Below are 17,579 nucleotides of genomic sequence, written 5' to 3'. Positions count from 1 at the left end.
CTATTGAGCCTTGAGTAATGTTTCGACAATATTCAGTGACTTTCTAGCCAAAGTACTCGCTAAATTCATTGTAATTGTATAGTCATTAAGTGTGGTTTGCAGCTTGGTATAACTTTGAACATCACTTAATTGACTTAATGTTGTTAGTTTTTCTTGGATCTGTTTTTCATACTGAAAGCCGCTTGTCACAGTGTTAATCATCATTGACGATAAATTATTATCACTATCGCTGTTATCATTTGGCAGTGTTGCTAAATGAACGGGAACAACAGGGGTAATTGCCATATATAATCTCCATTAAATAAAAATCAACGCATATTCCCGATAATGCTCATTGCCAAGTCTTTCACAACTTTAATCGACGTTGATTGTGCATTACGCGTAATATTATATTCAGCGAGCTTGGCTTGATAATCAGCTAAGGCAGCCGCATTTGATGTATCTGCTTTTAATGCATCTAATGCAACTTTTAGTGCATCACTTTGTTTTTTTACCGGCTCTTGAAAATAATCATCAATTTTATCAATAGAGCTGACATCATCGGCAACAGGATAGGCTGGCATAATATTATTCCTCTAATTTCAATTCTAATTTACTGCTTATAAATATCACTATTAGCCTTGAGGAAAATAGCGATGTTGATTATCTAGAAAAATATATCCACGATCTTCTTGTAAAATCGCTTTATTTTTCAACATTGGATTACTTATATTTTCACGGTAAAAGATAAATTTTCTTCCAAAAATAGCCGTTTGTTTTTTGATATAAGTATCAAGTTTTTCTTTGTTTTTCCTCTCTAATAAATCATCAAAAATAAAGACGAAGCCATTGTTTTTTTCTTCAATGGTATAACCTATTGTTTTAGTTAGTTCTAATTTGTTTACATCATTAATGATGCTTGGAATTGAAATCTCTTTAATTGTAGGGGAACAATTTTCTGAAAAGTGATTATTTATGGCATCAATGATTTTTAGTTTTTCATTATCATTATGATAAATGAAATTAACAATGGGCTTGGTTTTATCTTTTAAAATTAAATGTATTTTTTTATGATTATTTTCAATCACTAAATTTTCTATTTTTGCTTTGTCTATATAAAAAACTTTATTTTTTGAGTTGTTGTTTTCTTTTGAGATGATGTAGGAATCATCAAAAATACAATAATATCCATTTTTTCCTTGGAAACCTTTAAAATTTAGACTTTTTGATACGACAGGTGTGATTATTTTTTCTGTTGATTTATTTATATAATATATAAATATTATAAGAAGTGGAATTGTTAACATTAATGTCATGAATATCTTTTTACCAGAGATCAATCTCTTCTTATTTTTTTTAAAGTAAGATGGGTTAAGAGGTAGGTCATTTCTATTACTAACTAAAAAGATAGGAATATCATTGGAATATACAGGTTCATTTAGTGGTAATGTATATTCGTTATCCACTTCTTCTGATATGAAACTACTCTCAATTATATATTTGTTATTTTCACTATTATTTTCATCAAGTATAATGGCGAGCTTTTTTTTACATTCCTTATTATCACAAGGAATGTAAAGCACCGATTTTTCATTTTTTTCTTTATTATCATTGGTTTCTTCATTTTGTAAAAAAAATGAGTAATGATTAGGCGGTAAAGGAACAACTGCTCCTTTTAATGGGCCAGAAAGAATATAAATGTAATACAACATAGATTTAGCCTAATGATAAAATGTTATTAATTCACAATGTAAATATAGTTTAGTGAAATAGTCATTGAATTTCTTTTAAAAAAAAGCACATGTTTTTTATTTGATAGTGGGTATTGATATATTACTAGTACTTTTTTTAAATAATAAACAGAAAAAATTTGTTATTCATCTTTATAGTTAATAATTAGTAATATTATTGTAATGTTATATAAGATGAAAACATAAGAATAAGTTTGTTGATAGTTTGCTATCTTTAACTTTTTATTATTTAACAAGAATAAGGTAAGGTGTTTTTTATGTTAATAAATGATATAAAAATAAGTGGTGATAAAAATATATTGCTGGGAAATTCATTGTTCTTTTGTATTCCTCTGAAGAATGATTTTCCAGTGAAAATATATGATGAAAAAAAGACTAAAATTATAAAAGGAAGGGCTTTTATTTATAATTCAAAAAATGAAGATGTTATTTTCCAATCTGAAAATCAGTCATGGAAAATTGAGAAACGATCATTTTTTATTTGTGCAAGATTATTAGCATTTATTGATTATGCACGTGATTTTTCCAAAATGACGGCAATAGGATCCGAATTTGATATTAATCAGCAGGTTTTTTATATAGAAGATACTAATAAATCCCTAGAATACGTACTAATAAATGAAGCAATAAAAGCAGAAAGCCAATTAGAGCCTCTATTTGTCACAATAAGACATAGTGAAAGTTATTGGCTTATTTTACATCTCATTAGTTATTTAGATGAGAAGAAAAGTAATATTGCACAAATTGGAGAGCGATATGGGGTATCAGGTACACATTTTAGACGACTGTGTAAACGCTATTTAGGCAATTGTGGAAAAAGTCAATTACGTTCATGGCGTGCGGCATCTTCCATTTTAACCACGCTATCAACTGATGAATCATTAACACAAATTGCCGTCGATAATGGATTTAGTTCAGCGTCTCATTTCTCAAATGAAATCAAAACGCTATTTGGTATTACACCAACAGAATTTCGTCGAATTGGTCAGCATCTTTATGAAAATAAAAAATAAGATTTATTGTGTCATTGGGCTAGTACTTTGTTGTGGCTTTTCTTTTCAAATTCAAGCTGCACAAGGAAAGGTTATCTATACACATCAGGTAAAAAAGCCTGATGTGTTTATCGCTGTTGATACTCGGGTAGAACAATTCTTTCTTGTGCTATCAGATAAATTAAATAAACCTTTTATTCTAAGTAGTGCTGTAAAAAAAGAGAGAGTAACCGGAAATTTTGATATTTCTTCACCAGAGGAAGCATTTGAATTGATGGTGAAACGTTTGTCATTACTCTATTTTAATGATGGAAAATCAATCTATATTTATGAGAGCAGTGAGATTTTACAAGAACTCTTTCAGGTAAAAAACATAGGTTTAATCGAGCTAAAAGAATATTTACAAGATGTGGGATTATACGATCCCCGTTATCCGTTACGTGCTGGTCGAGACCAACGTACTTTTTATATTTCTGGTCCTCCTGTTTATATTAAATTAGTCAAAGCTGCCGCTGAGTTTTTGGATAATGATGTACAAGAGCAAATTAATGAAAATACAAATAACCAAGTACCAGTGGGAAGTTCTCGTTATGGTGATGAATTTGTACAGATATTTCCATTAAAAAATACTTTTGTACAAGACAGAACTTATACCTTACGTGATGAAAAAGTGGTATTACCTGGAATTACTTCTGTTTTACAGCAGTTATTTATGACCTCTAAAGAAATAAAAAGAACAGCAGTGGAACCTCATCAAACGCTAGAAAATAACGATAGTCAGGAATACGATGAAGCGATAAATGGTATTGAAGAAACTAATACTCCAATTATAACTAAAGTAGGGCAATATAACGTCGAATTAGTGCCATTACCGGGTTCAAATAGTCTTTTAGTGAAAACAAGTCGAGAAGGATTGGTATTAATAGGTTCTCTCATTGCTCAATTAGATAAACCCAAAAGACAAGTCGAATTGTCATTATGGATAATAGATATTTCTAAGAGTAAAGCAGATAGTTTAGGTGTTAATTGGCAAGCAAGTTATGGTTCAGGCAAAGGCAGTTTCTTTTTTAATACGGCAAGTTTGAGTGCTGCATCTGGCTTTAATTTTTTGGGTAAAATTAAAGCATTGAGTGAAGATGGCGAAGCTCAAATGGTCTCTCGCCCAATATTATTAACACAAGAAAACACCCCTGCTATTTTTGATAATAACACAACTTTTTATACTCAAATAAAAGGTGAACGCGTTGCTTCATTAGAATCAACAACATTTGGCACAATGATTAGTGTATTACCACGTATTGGTAATTCAAATAAAGATATTGAGATGATCATTAATCTTGAAGATGGCGCAGAAAAAAAAGATGACAATGGTGATGATGAAAGTGTTGAAAAACTGCCAGTGATTAACCGTACAAATATTAGTACGGTTGCTCGAGTTTCGGAAGGTGGAAGCTTACTAATTGGTGGGTATACACGAGAAGATAATGTGAAAGCAGAAAATAGAGTTCCTTTTTTAGGTGCTATTCCTTTAATTGGTCGAGCATTCAGATATGAATCTGACAATAATAAAAAAATGATCCGTATATTTATGCTACAACCCCGTTTATTAGAAAAAACGCAGACCGAATCTTTAGGATCTGTTACTGAAAATCCATTTGAACCAATGGATAAAAAAACATCTCAGGCATTAAAACAACTTCAGGCTTTTATGAGGTAATATCATGATTGGGCCAATTAATACCTCTACTTCAACCCATTCTGCACCTAGTAATATTGGTAAAAAAATCCAACAAGAAACGGAATATAAGCAGCCTAAAATTAATGAAAATCAAAACTATCAAAATCAATTAATAGAGATATCTGATGATATGTCTATGGTTGCAACTCTTTTCTCGCAACGTTTTGGTCAACAATTAGATAAAAAGGCGAATAGAGGGCAAAGCACATTATATATTGCAGAAGAGGGTGCTGATAAAAAATTAGATAAAGTAATGATGTTATTTAGGAAATCAGGGCGAAGTTTGCAAGAATTACTTCAATACTTACGTAAAATGTTCCCCGATGAAAGTGATCTCGTGATGGTTTTGCGAGAATTACTCAGGAAAAAAAAACTAGGCGCACAATTAAATGCAGGAATTGAGAATGAGATAAATAATCTACTCGAAGGTGAGAATGGCAAGCAAATCCGAGCAGGCATTAATATTGCTTTACAAGCAAAAGCATTTGCTAAATTACTTTCTCTCGATGCTTCAACATTAAGAAATCTTTATCGTAGCTATATTAATCTAGAACTTGAACCTATTTATTTTTTTAAAATGTGGGTTGAAGAATATGATCTTAAACAATGCACTATTATTTTGAGTTTTTTAACGCAAAGCTTAATTTGTGATATGCAATCACTTACGCCAAGTTGCTCTCAAAGTTCAGAGTTTGGTTATCTTCTTGAGAGAGTTAACAAATTACGTACTTTATATAGCTTTATAGAAATAAATATAAAAAAATTAGAAATAAGCGATTTAAAAAATAAGATAGCTGAAAAAGATCTTTATCAATTGATTTTTCACGGTATGACATTTCCTGATGAAATGGAAAAGTATTTAATTTCCCTTTTGGAAAATGAGTGGCTTAATTATTTAATTAATATAAAAATGAAATTATTACAAGGGATAAAAACAATGTTCAATGAATATCCGAGTTCATTGTATTTATCTGATGATTTTAGAGATGAATGCCAAATAATTATGCAGAAATTTATAGATAATCACCTTCGATTAGAACAATATCAACAGAGAAAATAAATAAAATAATTTACGGATAATTTCTATGATTTATAGATTTCTATTGGCAATAAAAAATAGACCAGAATTAATCGTGTTGTCGGTTATGATTTTAGTTATTATGATGTTAATCATACCATTGCCAACTTATATTGTAGACTTTCTTATTGGGCTCAATATTACTATTTCTTTACTGATCTTCATGAGTTCATTTTATATTACTCGTATATTGAATTTTATGACTTTCCCTGCATTATTACTTATTACAACACTTTTTCGGCTTGCTCTTTTTATTAGTACGAGTCGATTAATCTTATTAGATGCAGATGCGGGTGAAATAATCACTTCATTTGGTGAGTTTGTTATCGGTGAAAATTTAGTCGTTGGTTTTGTTGTTTTCTCTATTGTCACTATCGTGCAATTTTTAGTTATTACTAAAGGTTCAGAGCGAGTTGCAGAAGTTGCTGCTCGTTTCTCTTTGGATGGAATGCCCGGAAAACAGATGAGCATCGATGCTGATTTAAAGTCTGGCATTATTAATAACGAAGAAGTGAAAATAAGAAGAAAAGAATTAGGTCAAGAAAGCCAGTTATATGGTTCTTTTGATGGTGCAATGAAGTTTATTAAAGGTGATGCCATTGCCGGTATTGTGATTATCTTTGTTAACTTAATCGGAGGGATCTCTGTTGGTATGGCACAAATTGATCTCTCAATTACACAAGCGCTACATACTTACACACTTTTAACCATTGGTGATGGATTGGTTGCTCAAATCCCAGCATTACTGATTTCTATTAGTGCTGGTTTTATTGTCACACGCGTTGGCGGTGAAAATAACAACCTTGGTTTTAGCATTATGAACGAGTTGCTTGCTCAAGACTTTGCTTTACTCGTGACTGCGATCCTCGCTTTTGTTATTGGTTTCTTACCTGGATTTCCAACTCCAGTATTTCTTATTCTATCTGTCTTATTAGGTGGGTATTTCTTTAAAAAACAGTGGAAAAGTAAGAAGAAAGAAACGATAACGGATAATAAAGAAGATAAGAATGAAGATAATGATTCAGATACTGATGGTAAAAAAGGACTTATTTCAAATTTATTTTCAAATAAAAATGAGTCAGAAGATGAAAATAGCTTATTAAAAGAGAATATCACATTATCTCAGGCTGAAACTTTGCCATTAATTATTACTGTATCTTCTAAGAAAAAGACATATCTTTCGAAACTTGTTTTTGAAAAATGGTTAAAAAAAGAATTTATTTTACAATATGGCGTATTACTTCCTGATATTGTCATTCATTATTCAGATAAAATTGACGATAATAGGATTATTGTTTTAATAAACGAAGTCAAGGCTGATGAGTTTGACTGTCCTTTTCCACTTGTTTATATAGAAAACCCTAATGATGAATTTTTATCTCTAGATTTTAAAATAATAGAAACAAAAGATAATGATATTAAAAATTACTGGGTGAGTAAAAATGATAAAGAAAGAATAGCATTATTAGGTTATCGATTTGAATTACCAGAGGTTTATTTTTATAAGAAATTCTCTAATTTAATTACATCTAATATTGTTGAGTTTCTTGGAATACAAGAAACGAAAAATATTCTTGATAAAATAGAAGAAAGTTCACCTGAACTATTGAAAGAATGTTATAGACAAGTTTCTATTCAGCGAATTAATGATGTCTTACAACGTTTAGTACAAGAAAAAATCCCTATTAGAAATATAAAAACAATTATAGGTGGATTAGTACAATGGGGGAGTAAAGAGAAAGATCCAATACTTTTAACTGAACATATTCGTTCTCTACTTTCGCGTTATATTAGCCATTTTTTTTCAAATAATGGAACACTTAATGTAATTATTTTATCTCATAATGTGGAAGAGATAATTCGCGGTGGAATTAGGCAAAGTTCTTCAGGAACGTTTTTAAATTTAGAACCTGCTGAGCTTGATATGATAATAGAAAAAACATCTGCTGCTATTGATGAAATTAAATATGTACAGAATTATATATTTTTAACAGCAATAGATATAAGACGATTTGTTAAAAAACTAATAGAAACACAATATCCACAATTATCTGTGTTGTCCTATGATGAAGTTACATCAGATATTGAAATTAACGTTCTACAATCTATTTAGGAGAAGTTATGTCTTTTGATCTAGCAAGTTTAATTATGGATGCTATGAATGTAATTGGGAGAAATGATTTATTCTCAGAAGGAAAATCTGTTGATAATCATTCAACAATCACAATTAGCTTGGGAGATATGCCGGATATAAATTTGTTAGTTGTTGATGAAGTTCCGATGATCTGGTCTGTACTTGGTGAATATAATGAAAATTTGTTATCACAAACCAGCACTTCATTATTATTAAATAGTATTAATAATCAAACGGAAAGCTTTTATCCTGGCCAACCAGCTTTGGTAAAAGTAGAGTCTGAATTAGAGTTACGAGCTTCATTTATGCCTATTGCTTTACAAAACGGTGAATCAATGGCAAAAGCAATCGATGAATATTTTCAAATGATGAATACTATTCACCAACAATTTATCAATTAAAAATGAATAACGTATTTTCAATATTTCATCACGCAGCTCATCCGATACGAATACAAGGCAATATTCTTGAAGTGATGTTGCGTGATGTATTTATTGGAGAGATTTGCCTATTAAAAGATTCTATTATTAATGGACAAATTATTGGTGAAGCGATTGTGATTGGTTTTCGCAATGGTATTACGATTTTAAGTATGATGGGGAGTTCACAAGGTTATTCTTTGCAAATAATCGTAGTACCAACTGGAAATGCTTTTTCTGTTGCTTTAAGCCCTAATATTTTAGGGAGTATGATTGATATTAAAGGTAATTATTTATTGCGCTTCAACGATAAGAAAGTGGTAGAAGAAAATTTCTATTCATATTTACCTATTGATGGTCATCCTCCCTCATTTAGTGATCGCCGACCTATTACAAAAATATTTGAGTCAGGTGTTCGAGCTGTTGATGGCTTATTAAGCTGTGGATTAGGGCAGAGAATGGGAATTTTTGCCAGTGCAGGAACAGGTAAAACCATGTTGATGAATATGTTTATCCGTTTCTCTCAGGCTGATATTTTTGTTATTGGACTTATTGGTGAAAGAGGGAGAGAAGTTACCGAATTTGTCGAGGAACTAAAAAGAGATAAACGCTGTGAGAAAACAGTATTAATTTGTTCCACCTCGGATCAACCTGCAATAGAACGTTGTAACGCTGCACTTGTTGCCACTACGGTTGCTGAATATTTCAGAGAACAAGGTAAAAATGTCGTGTTATTTATTGATTCTATGACACGCTACTGTCGAGCTTTAAGGGATGTGGCACTGACAGCGGGCGAGCTTCCTGTTCGTAAAGGCTATCCAGCTTCTGTTTTTGATAAATTACCTGCAATTTTAGAAAGACCAGGGGTGACTCATCAAGGCTCAATTACAGCGTTTTATACTGTTTTGCTCGAAAGTGATGATGAACCAGATGCTATAGGTGAAGAAATTCGTTCTATTCTGGATGGACATATTTATTTGTCACGAAAAATAGCGGCTTCAGGCCATTATCCAGCTATTGATATTTTAGGTAGTGTGAGTCGTATTTTTCAGCAAATAACGAGTACCGAACAACAAAAAGCAGCATTAAAAATAAGACAAATATTGATGCGTTTGCAGGATATTAAGTTATTACAAGAATTGGGTGAGTATCGCGCAGGAGAGAACGAGTTAAATGATCTGGCCGTCAATAAGCAATCGGCAATAGAGGCTTTTCTTATACAATCATTTAAAGAAAAATCAGAATTTCAAACAACATTGAATCAACTTTATGCGCTTACCTCTTAATCAGCAATTCCTGATAAATGCGATTGCGAAGCGTCAACAAAGAATAGAGAAAGAACAACAAAAGCAGCAACAATTAATAAAAGAAGCAGAAAATAGAAAGGAAGAGCAAATTTTGTTGGCTTCAGCATTAGAAAAAGAAATCCCTTTTTATGAAAAAGTAGGAATTTATTCGACTCTCTCTTTAAATCAACAAAAACGTAAACAAGCAATTATATTAGCTTCGTTGAATATATCTACTACCCAAATTAAAGAGATAGAGTATCAACTAGAAAAACTAAAAAAAGGTAGCTTATTTTTAAAAAAAGAAAGAGATGTAGCAATCAAAAAACAAAATAAAATGAAGCTTTATCTTGAAAGAAAAGCACTAGAAAAAGAGTTATATATTGAAAGATTAGAGCAAAACGAAATTCAGGAGATGGTATTATATGATGTCCATAAAGACAGATAATTTAAGATTAAATAAAAGTTTAATCAACGAACAAAATAGTGAGATTAAAACTATTTGTTCTAAAAAATCATCACCATTTTCTACAATTGTAGAATTATTACATATTGAAAAAGAAAAAATTTCTTCTGATGAGCTTAGTAAAATAAAACAAAAATTAGATGATTTTTATGATCTTGATTGTAAAGGGGATACTGAGTTAAGAGATAATTTAAAAGAAAATTCAAAAATAAAAGCTGATAACTCAGTGAATAAATTAGGTGAGAAAAGCGATAAAGATGAAGATGATTACTCAAATATAGAAGGATTATTATTAACTCAAAGGAAAATATATTCACAAGTTTGTTCTTTCACAAAAGGAAGTAAAATAGAACAAAAAGGTTTATTACATCATGTAAGTAAACAAAATAATGTGGATGATGAAATTGCCATTAAAAATGATTTAAATCCTAAGAGAGAAGGAAATATTAGTATTTCTGAGGTTAAGAAAGAAGTTAGTCGCAATTATAATGAGTTAAATGTTAGTGTAAAGAACGATAAATTTAACCAAAAAATAGAAAGGAAAAACTCGACAGATAAATTCTTGGAATATGTTGAAAATAAAAATTTTTCTAATCAAGAGAAGATTGGAAATTTTAAAAATAAAAATTTATTAATACGTGAAGAAGATAAAACAAACACTAAAGGCAGTGCCGTTATTGAAAATAATAAATTATCTGAAAAGGTTAATTACTCAGATAGTAGAGAAGTAATCAAAAATACTGCTGCAATGAATGTTAAAAATGAAAACTCAAATATAGATAGTTTATATAAAGAAAAAATAAAAGAAAATGTCAGCGATATGCTTCCATTAAGCAGCATAAAGCCAGCATATCAACAAATGCTATCAGAACCATTATCGGATAGAAAAATACTCGATATACCTGCCTTTAGTATTCTTTATAAGAAAGTATCTACTTTATCCCAACCTCCTAGTATTACTTATGTCTTTAAAAAATGGGGAAGTGAACTTCATCAAATAAAGGTGAACTTCGATATCGATAAAAAAATCCAATTAATTGCTTCTACAGGGCGAGTCTATCAATCTTCTTTAGAAAATTTTAATCAATATCAAGGACGATTATCTCTTTCATTAGAGAATGATAATAATCATTGGCATATTAATGCGATAGATCCTTCTTCTGAAAATAAAGAAGATGAAAAATGATAAGATCAGATCCTGAAAATAGTATTAATAATAAAGAAGATAGCTATTCAATGGATATCTTATCATCTTTATATACATCTCAGTTACCTATCTCTTCGGCTCATTATTTTAAAATAAAGGGTAATAACACATTAGGTTCATTTACAGGCATTGTCGAAGTTAGCCAAGTAATGGATAAAATTTATCCTGAGAAAAAAATAGATTGGGAGCTTATTCCAGAAACTTATCTCTATACACTATTTTCACAGAAATGTTCACAAATATTGTTTCCTTTTTCGAAAGAGCCTATGCCATTAATCATTGATAATATCTGTTTAGGAGAGCAAGAAAAACTTAGCTATCCCGTTATTAATACTGAAATCGGTGACATATTTATTTGTTCTTTCGATAAATATTATGAATGGACGTTGTCATCAAAAAATAAAATTAGTGCGATTGCTCAATATAAATTTGGCAAAAGCACAATGTCATTTTCATTATTAAAAACGCTCTCTTTGGGCGATATTGTACTGATTGATAGCGTAGATTTTTCACTTATTATTGGTGAAAAAAAATGGATGCGTTATCAGTGGCAAGAAGGAGAAAATGCTGTGATTTTAGATGAAAAGTTATTTGCTAATGAAACAGAGCGTGAAGAGTCAGTTGAAGATACGGAAATTACATTACAAAAAAATATAGAACTGAAAGCGATTCAATCTATTCCTGTTACTCTCTCTTTTTTACTAGCAAATAAGACTATGTTGCTTGAACAAATTGAAGAGTTATCACCGGGACAACAAATTACTTTGCCAGATAATGCATTACGCCATATCACATTAATTGCTAATGGTGTTGCTATTGCTCAAGGAGAGTTGATTAAAGTTGGTGAACGATTAGCTGTTGAAATTCAACGTGCTTATTTAAAGCAAGATTAAAGATATGGAAAGCTCAACAACACTTATTTTAACACTGTCGTTAGCCACATTAGCGCCTTTTATTATTGCGGCGGGAACTTGTTATTTAAAATTTTCTATTGTGTTGGTTATGACTCGTAATGCGTTAGGTGTTCAACAAGTTCCTTCTAATATGGTGCTTAATGCAATTGCATTGATGATGGCGTTATTTGTCATGACGCCAATAGCAAAAAATACCTATCAATACCTTATTGAAAACCCAATTGATGTTACTTCTCCTGATTCACTTGAACGATTTTCAGATGATGCATTAGGGGAATATAAGCGATATTTGTACAAATATTCTGAACCTGAACTATTAGATTTTTTTGAACAAGCACAAGGTAATCGACCTGATAGCTATGGCGACAAAGAGAACATAGAAAATTCTTTATTATCATTACTCCCTGCTTATGCACTAAGTGAAATAAAATCTGCTTTTATTATTGGTTTTTATCTTTATTTACCTTTTATTGTTATTGATTTAGTCGTTTCTTGTATTTTGTTAGCCTTAGGTATGATGATGATGAGCCCAATTACATTATCAGTTCCTTTAAAATTAATTTTATTTATCGCTATGGATGGTTGGACTCTTCTAGCTAAAGGATTAATTAATCAATATCTTGATCTGATGGCGGTAAGCTAATGGATATGGTCTATGCTGCAAATAAAGCCGTTTATTTAGTGATATTACTTTCGGCTGCACCTATTGCAATAGCAACATTTATTGGATTGGCAATAGGCCTTTTACAAACAATTACTCAAGTACAGGAGCAAACATTACCTTTTGGTGTAAAACTTGTTGGTGTTTTTGTTTGTCTGTTAGTTACGATGGGTTGGATGGGCGATAAAGTACTCGTATATGCCAAAGAAATGATGACGTTAGGATTAGCTGGATAAATAAAATGTTAATACTGTTAGAGTATGTACAACTTTATTTAATTGATCTTTTTTTACTTGTTGCAAGACTATTTCCCGTTTTTCTTTTTATTCCTTTTTTGAATAGCCGAGTATTAAATAGCCAACTATTAAAATATATTATTATTTTTTATATTGCTATGGGAATAAAACCAAGTATTTTAATTACTGATGAAATAAGAAATACATGGGAAATAATAATATTAAGTGAGTTAATTCTTGGCATTTTAATTGGGCTTCTCTTTGCTACTCCTTTTTGGATCGCTTCTGCTTTTGGTGAATTTGTTGATAATCAGAGAGGGGCAAGTATTGGCGATACTATTAATCCAACAACAGGAATTGAATCTTCTGAATTTGCTTCATTAACAGGGTTGTTCTGTGCTGCTTATTTTTTGTCAGTAGGAGGATTAAGCTCATTAATGGGTACGATAAAAGATAGCTATGATGTATTCCCGATTGGTTATTTTAATAAAGAGATTGGCTATTCATTTATTGGTCATTGGCTGAATGACATGGTCCGCACTGCAATTGTTTTAGTATCGCCTGTTCTTATTATTATGTTTTTGAGTGAAGTTGCATTGGGTGTTTATTCTTTATTTTGTCCTCAATTAAATGCATTTTCCTTATCATTATGTATAAAAGGTATTATTGCATTTATTTCACTGCTTTTTTTCTTCGCTTCTGCAATGACTTCAGAATTATATGAATTTTTTAATAATAGATACTTTTATACTATTTTTATGAGTATTTTTCATGGCTGAAAAAACGGAAAAACCCACACAGAAAAAACTCGATGATTCTGCAAAAAAAGGGCAAAGTTTCAAGAGCAAAGAGTTAACATCAGGACTTGTTTATCTTATTGGCGTTATGTATTTATTTCATCAAATTGACTTAGATGAATTTAGCCGCTTTTATCAATCTCTTTTACTTCATCCAAACAATATTACTTTAAAAAGCTATGTTAATGTTATTTCAAAGCTTTTTTTTGATATTATTCTACCGATACTTGTTGTCACTTTTTTATCTGGTGCTATTCCTTCTTTATTTAGTTCGCGTTTTAAACTTGCTACGGAAGCGATTAAAATCGATCTAAATCATATTAATCCAATCTCTGGATTTAAAAAAATATTTAGCATAAGAACAATCAAAGATCTTTTAAAAACATTATTATTTATAATTATATTTTTAGTCACGTGTTATGTTTTTATTGTTTTACATGGACATGAGATATTTATATTATATCGTTCAAGCTTAAATGTTGTTATTGATAAATGGTGTTCACTTGTTGTTAGCTTTATATTTGTTTTTTTTATTTTATCAATACCTATACTTATTTTAAATATTATTGCTGATTTTTTCATTTTTATGAAAGATATGATGATGGAAAAACATGAAGTTAAGCAAGAAAATAAAAATATGGAAGGTAATCCTGAAATAAAATCAACACGCCGGCAGATCCATCAAGAGTTACTTGATGAACCAATGAAAAAAGTTATCCGTGATTCATCGGCTGTTATTGTGAATCCAACTCATGTGGCAGTCGGTATTTATTTTGATCCCGATAATGGCATTATGCCATTAGTTTCACTGAAATGTGTTAACGATAAGGCATTGGCAGTGAAATCCTATGCCAAAAAAGTAGGCACCCCCGTTGTTCGTTATCCTGAACTTGCGAGAAAATTTTATCATAAATATCATTTGTTTGAGGTAATGATAGATCAAGATTTATTGAATATTATGGATATTCTTATTTGGCTTAAGAGAATAGAAATTGAAGGTTTGTTAAGAGAAGAGATGGATTATATACATCATTAATAAATCCCCCATGTGCATTCATATCTTAATTATAAAAATAATATATTTATATTTATAAATATAGACGTGTGTTTTATTAAAGTAATTAATTAATGATTACTTTAGAATTTATTTATTAATTATTCATCATAGATGAAAGGATTAACGTTATGTCAATATATGAAAAAATATCAGAAAAAGAACTTGATCAATTAGCGAGCTATATTGTTTCTATTGTTCAAAATGGGGCACCACTTAAGGATGAAGGCGCTATCCCTGAAGGATTTATGGAAGGAATTTATTCATTTGCATATGATTTTTACCAGAAAGGAAAACTGGATGAAGCAGAAGCTATTTTTAAATTTTTGTGTCTTTATGACTTTTATAATGTTGATTATATTATGGGCCTTGCAGCTGTTAAACAATTAAAAAAACAATATCAAGCAGCAATAGATCTTTATGCATTAGCTTATTTAAATGCAAAGAACGATTATCGACCTGTTTTTTATGCTGGGCAATGTAATTTATCATTAGGTGAAAAAGAAAAAGCTAAATACTGTTTCGATCAAGTTTCAAAAAATATCAATGATCTTTCTCTCAAAGAGAGAGCTAATGTTTACTTAGGATCTTTAAAAGATGTTCCTCTTGCTGTTTTTAATACCGATAAGGAAGAAACAGTATGATTAAAGTTAATAATGATGGCACTGTATTATCTACCCCTTTAACCTCTAAAGAGGTAGATAAGGTCACTAAAGATAACGTGCAACAAGCACAAAAAATTAATGCGGCAAGTGAGCATTTTGTCGCATCACAACTTAAGGATAAAGAAAATAATTTTTTAGCTCCTTCTCTTCGTGTACCACTCGAACAAAAAAAGAATAACCAAAGAATTAATATTCAAGGTGATATTAAATATAAGATAAATACTTTCTCATCACAGAATGAAAATAATAATGAGAAATTGATATTTAATAAAATTAAAGAGGTTGAATTAAGTAAAGATGATAAGGTAAATAAGAAATTCGATATTCTTACCAACGAAAAACACTTTTATGATCAAAGGGAAGGGGAGAATTCAAATATATCTATAAATAAATCATCATCTATACCTTCAAAATCAATTCAAACAGAAAATAAAAAATCAAATAAAGATTATGATTTTTTATTCTTACAATTATCATATCAAAATATTATTCATCAAAATATTTTAGATAGAATTAAAGATCCAGATAAGCTTGATTGTTATCTCGACAAACTAAATATTTTATCTAAAGGTATTGATGGTTTGAGAGATCAAATAAACACAGTTGTAGATGAAATTAAAAATAATAAAGATGCTTATACTGATTATTGGATGGAAATAAATAATCAAATAAAAGACAATGGTTTTAAAACAGAGGCGGAAGTTGAAAATTTCTTAAAAAATAAAAATATTCCTGACTCTTTAATAAAAGAATTACTTTCCGGAAAAGTTAGATCTAAAGAAGATATGGAAAAGTTACTTGAAAAAACTTTCCCATTTATGAAGTTACCTGATGATCTTTCAAAAATGTCATTAGATGAATTAGATAAATTATATGGAAAGTTATCTAGCTTCTTTGATAATGCTTTTAAATATATGCCTAACGTCTCTATGAGTGACGATAAGATAAATCAAATTACATCCCATAGAGATGAATTAAAAGCACTAATTAATAAGAAAGAAAATGACTCAATCAAAGAAAAACTGGAGCAAATAAGAGAAACCTATAGAACACTAACACTTTCACAAAGTGCATTAGAGCTTGAAATAATGTCTGACTCATTATCAGGAATGGCGTTATTAACTTTTTTGTTGGCTAAAACACGAGAGCTAACATTAAAAATAATGTTACAACGAACTGAAAATGAACAGAAACTGTTTGAAGAAATGCAGAAAGTTACTGAAAAATCACTGCAAGATAAAGTTAATGATCAAAAAGCCCAAATTAAGAAACAAGAAGAAATACAATTTTGGGCAGGTATTGGCTTAAAAATCTTAGGTGGATTACTGACACTTATTGCAGGTATTGCTTCTGTTTTTACGGCAGGGGCTTCAATGGCACTAGTAGCAGTTGCTGTTACACTATTTGTTGCTGATATTGCATTAACAATTGCTGATGAAGTGTATCAAGCTATACATGGTACATCATTTATGGATGAAATCATGCAACCTATCTCTGACGCTATTATGAAGGCAATAGATAAAATTGTCGATTTTCTGGTAGATATGGTTAATAGCACTATTGATGGTTTGAAGGGATTGGGTATAGATAAGAAAGCTCTCGATGAGTTAAAAAATACAATTCAAGATAAACTAAAAATGGCATTAAAAATTGCCATTACTGTTATTTTATTTGTTGCAGCGATGGCATTAAGTTTTGTGATTGGACCCGCAATGAAAGGTATTGGAGATGCTGCTAAGAAAATATTTAACCAACAAGTAAGAGATACATTAAAAAGAATATTACATGATGCACTAGAAGCCATGTTGGGAAATATGATTAAAGAAATTATTGTTCAAGCACTAGAAGAAATAATGGAAAAAATTAATCAGCAACTAGCAAAGGATATCTCAAAAAAAGCTGCTCTCATGTTAAATCGAACAGTTGTTATTTCTAAATTAGTAAATTCGACAGCAACAAATGCAGTTAATATATACAGCACTATTATTTCATCTAAGATTTTACAGTCGATGGCGGATAGTAAAAAGTTAGAAGTCATATTAGATTTAATTCAGAAGTTAATGGAAAAAATAATGGAAAGTTACCATGATAATATTGATTCACTAACTGAAATTTTAAAAAATATGAGTAATGCTTCTTCTGTAAGTAATAAAGCTAAATCAGATATGATAAAGAGCATATCTATTTAATAAAATTTATTTT

The 17,579-nt window shown here is 30.2% G+C and carries 18 protein-coding genes; 15 read left to right on the top strand and 3 right to left on the bottom strand.

Features of this window, described 5'->3' with window-relative positions:
* From sctI to D7029_RS16695, 3 genes are read right to left on the bottom strand one after another with little or no spacing between them, the layout of a single operon-like run.
* Window positions 1-285 carry a type III secretion system inner rod subunit SctI gene (gene sctI, locus D7029_RS16705; RefSeq protein ID WP_194951308.1) on the bottom strand — a complete coding sequence of 95 codons (285 nt, stop codon included), beginning with the start codon at window positions 283-285 and terminating at the stop codon, window positions 1-3.
* Window positions 286-308: 23 nt separating this feature from the next.
* Window positions 309-563 (bottom strand): EscF/YscF/HrpA family type III secretion system needle major subunit, encoded by a 255-nt coding sequence (locus D7029_RS16700; RefSeq protein ID WP_194951307.1) that lies wholly within the window; start codon window positions 561-563, stop codon window positions 309-311.
* A gap of 51 nt (window positions 564-614) precedes the next feature.
* On the bottom strand, window positions 615-1,691 hold the full coding sequence (locus D7029_RS16695) for a PrgH/EprH family type III secretion apparatus protein (RefSeq protein WP_194951306.1): 1,077 nt from the start codon (window positions 1,689-1,691) through the stop codon (window positions 615-617).
* A gap of 296 nt (window positions 1,692-1,987) precedes the next feature.
* Between D7029_RS16695 and D7029_RS16690 the strand changes: the two genes are divergently transcribed.
* The 15 genes from D7029_RS16690 to sctE all read left to right on the top strand — a co-directional run bounded on the left by D7029_RS16690 (window position 1,988) and on the right by sctE (window position 17,566).
* Entirely contained in the window at window positions 1,988-2,743 is a 756-nt protein-coding gene (locus D7029_RS16690) for a helix-turn-helix domain-containing protein (protein WP_194951305.1), read from the top strand.
* The gene (gene sctC, locus D7029_RS16685; RefSeq protein ID WP_194951304.1) at window positions 2,727-4,439 is read left to right on the top strand and encodes a type III secretion system outer membrane ring subunit SctC; all 1,713 of its coding nucleotides are present in this window, start codon (window positions 2,727-2,729) and stop codon (window positions 4,437-4,439) included. The genes D7029_RS16690 and sctC overlap by 17 nt, the downstream gene beginning before the upstream one ends.
* A gap of 4 nt (window positions 4,440-4,443) precedes the next feature.
* A complete protein-coding gene (gene sctW, locus D7029_RS16680) occupies window positions 4,444-5,520 on the top strand; it encodes a type III secretion system gatekeeper subunit SctW (protein WP_194951303.1) in 1,077 nt (358 codons plus the stop codon).
* 25 nt (window positions 5,521-5,545) lie between these two features.
* Window positions 5,546-7,651 carry an EscV/YscV/HrcV family type III secretion system export apparatus protein gene (locus tag D7029_RS16675; protein WP_194951302.1) on the top strand — a complete coding sequence of 702 codons (2,106 nt, stop codon included), beginning with the start codon at window positions 5,546-5,548 and terminating at the stop codon, window positions 7,649-7,651.
* A gap of 8 nt (window positions 7,652-7,659) precedes the next feature.
* Window positions 7,660-8,073 carry a type III secretion protein gene (locus tag D7029_RS16670; RefSeq protein ID WP_194951301.1) on the top strand — a complete coding sequence of 138 codons (414 nt, stop codon included), beginning with the start codon at window positions 7,660-7,662 and terminating at the stop codon, window positions 8,071-8,073.
* A 2-nt stretch (window positions 8,074-8,075) separates the two neighbouring features.
* A complete protein-coding gene (gene sctN, locus D7029_RS16665) occupies window positions 8,076-9,377 on the top strand; it encodes a type III secretion system ATPase SctN (protein ID WP_194951300.1) in 1,302 nt (433 codons plus the stop codon).
* Window positions 9,361-9,825: a type III secretion protein gene (locus tag D7029_RS16660; RefSeq protein ID WP_194951299.1), complete on the top strand. Its 465-nt coding sequence runs from the start codon at window positions 9,361-9,363 to the stop codon at window positions 9,823-9,825. The genes sctN and D7029_RS16660 overlap by 17 nt, the downstream gene beginning before the upstream one ends.
* Window positions 9,803-11,029 carry a hypothetical protein gene (locus D7029_RS16655; RefSeq protein ID WP_194951298.1) on the top strand — a complete coding sequence of 409 codons (1,227 nt, stop codon included), beginning with the start codon at window positions 9,803-9,805 and terminating at the stop codon, window positions 11,027-11,029. Before D7029_RS16660 ends, D7029_RS16655 begins: the two co-directional genes overlap by 23 nt.
* Window positions 11,026-11,943 carry a FliM/FliN family flagellar motor switch protein gene (locus D7029_RS16650; RefSeq protein WP_194951297.1) on the top strand — a complete coding sequence of 306 codons (918 nt, stop codon included), beginning with the start codon at window positions 11,026-11,028 and terminating at the stop codon, window positions 11,941-11,943. Before D7029_RS16655 ends, D7029_RS16650 begins: the two co-directional genes overlap by 4 nt.
* A 4-nt stretch (window positions 11,944-11,947) precedes the next feature.
* Window positions 11,948-12,607 (top strand): EscR/YscR/HrcR family type III secretion system export apparatus protein, encoded by a 660-nt coding sequence (locus D7029_RS16645; RefSeq protein ID WP_194951296.1) that lies wholly within the window; start codon window positions 11,948-11,950, stop codon window positions 12,605-12,607.
* Window positions 12,607-12,861 (top strand): type III secretion system export apparatus subunit SctS, encoded by a 255-nt coding sequence (gene sctS / locus D7029_RS16640; RefSeq protein WP_194951295.1) that lies wholly within the window; start codon window positions 12,607-12,609, stop codon window positions 12,859-12,861. Before D7029_RS16645 ends, sctS begins: the two co-directional genes overlap by 1 nt.
* Window positions 12,862-12,866: 5 nt before the next feature.
* On the top strand, window positions 12,867-13,640 hold the full coding sequence (sctT, locus tag D7029_RS16635; RefSeq protein WP_194951294.1) for a type III secretion system export apparatus subunit SctT: 774 nt from the start codon (window positions 12,867-12,869) through the stop codon (window positions 13,638-13,640).
* Window positions 13,633-14,694, top strand: a complete 1,062-nt coding sequence (locus D7029_RS16630) for an EscU/YscU/HrcU family type III secretion system export apparatus switch protein (protein WP_194951293.1) — start codon at window positions 13,633-13,635, stop codon at window positions 14,692-14,694. The genes sctT and D7029_RS16630 overlap by 8 nt, the downstream gene beginning before the upstream one ends.
* A 149-nt stretch (window positions 14,695-14,843) precedes the next feature.
* Window positions 14,844-15,356 carry a type III secretion system translocator chaperone SicA gene (gene sicA / locus D7029_RS16625; protein ID WP_194951292.1) on the top strand — a complete coding sequence of 171 codons (513 nt, stop codon included), beginning with the start codon at window positions 14,844-14,846 and terminating at the stop codon, window positions 15,354-15,356.
* Entirely contained in the window at window positions 15,353-17,566 is a 2,214-nt protein-coding gene (sctE, locus tag D7029_RS16620) for a type III secretion system translocon subunit SctE (RefSeq protein ID WP_194951291.1), read from the top strand. The genes sicA and sctE overlap by 4 nt, the downstream gene beginning before the upstream one ends.
* Window positions 17,567-17,579 lie beyond the last annotated feature (13 nt).

The organism is Proteus vulgaris, assembly GCF_016647575.1.
Taxonomy (GTDB): Bacteria; Pseudomonadota; Gammaproteobacteria; order Enterobacterales; family Enterobacteriaceae; genus Proteus; species Proteus mirabilis_B.
This window is presented reverse-complemented; position numbering and strand designations above follow the sequence as displayed.

What these genes read in the sequence shown, in the direction of transcription:
- sctC (WP_194951304.1), top strand. Translation starts at nt 2,727, where the DNA reads ATGAAAATAAAAAATAAGATTTATTGTGTCATTGGGCTAGTACTTTGT.
- sctE (WP_194951291.1), top strand. Translation starts at nt 15,353, where the DNA reads ATGATTAAAGTTAATAATGATGGCACTGTATTATCTACCCCTTTAACC.
- D7029_RS16675 (WP_194951302.1), top strand. Translation starts at nt 5,546, where the DNA reads ATGATTTATAGATTTCTATTGGCAATAAAAAATAGACCAGAATTAATC.
- D7029_RS16670 (WP_194951301.1), top strand. Translation starts at nt 7,660, where the DNA reads ATGTCTTTTGATCTAGCAAGTTTAATTATGGATGCTATGAATGTAATT.
- sctN (WP_194951300.1), top strand. Translation starts at nt 8,076, where the DNA reads ATGAATAACGTATTTTCAATATTTCATCACGCAGCTCATCCGATACGA.
- D7029_RS16630 (WP_194951293.1), top strand. Translation starts at nt 13,633, where the DNA reads ATGGCTGAAAAAACGGAAAAACCCACACAGAAAAAACTCGATGATTCT.
- D7029_RS16695 (WP_194951306.1), bottom strand. Translation starts at nt 1,691, where the DNA reads ATGTTGTATTACATTTATATTCTTTCTGGCCCATTAAAAGGAGCAGTT.
- D7029_RS16700 (WP_194951307.1), bottom strand. Translation starts at nt 563, where the DNA reads ATGCCAGCCTATCCTGTTGCCGATGATGTCAGCTCTATTGATAAAATT.
- D7029_RS16690 (WP_194951305.1), top strand. Translation starts at nt 1,988, where the DNA reads ATGTTAATAAATGATATAAAAATAAGTGGTGATAAAAATATATTGCTG.
- sctI (WP_194951308.1), bottom strand. Translation starts at nt 285, where the DNA reads ATGGCAATTACCCCTGTTGTTCCCGTTCATTTAGCAACACTGCCAAAT.
- sctT (WP_194951294.1), top strand. Translation starts at nt 12,867, where the DNA reads ATGTTAATACTGTTAGAGTATGTACAACTTTATTTAATTGATCTTTTT.
- D7029_RS16650 (WP_194951297.1), top strand. Translation starts at nt 11,026, where the DNA reads ATGATAAGATCAGATCCTGAAAATAGTATTAATAATAAAGAAGATAGC.
- sicA (WP_194951292.1), top strand. Translation starts at nt 14,844, where the DNA reads ATGTCAATATATGAAAAAATATCAGAAAAAGAACTTGATCAATTAGCG.
- D7029_RS16660 (WP_194951299.1), top strand. Translation starts at nt 9,361, where the DNA reads ATGCGCTTACCTCTTAATCAGCAATTCCTGATAAATGCGATTGCGAAG.
- sctS (WP_194951295.1), top strand. Translation starts at nt 12,607, where the DNA reads ATGGATATGGTCTATGCTGCAAATAAAGCCGTTTATTTAGTGATATTA.
- sctW (WP_194951303.1), top strand. Translation starts at nt 4,444, where the DNA reads ATGATTGGGCCAATTAATACCTCTACTTCAACCCATTCTGCACCTAGT.
- D7029_RS16655 (WP_194951298.1), top strand. Translation starts at nt 9,803, where the DNA reads ATGATGTCCATAAAGACAGATAATTTAAGATTAAATAAAAGTTTAATC.
- D7029_RS16645 (WP_194951296.1), top strand. Translation starts at nt 11,948, where the DNA reads ATGGAAAGCTCAACAACACTTATTTTAACACTGTCGTTAGCCACATTA.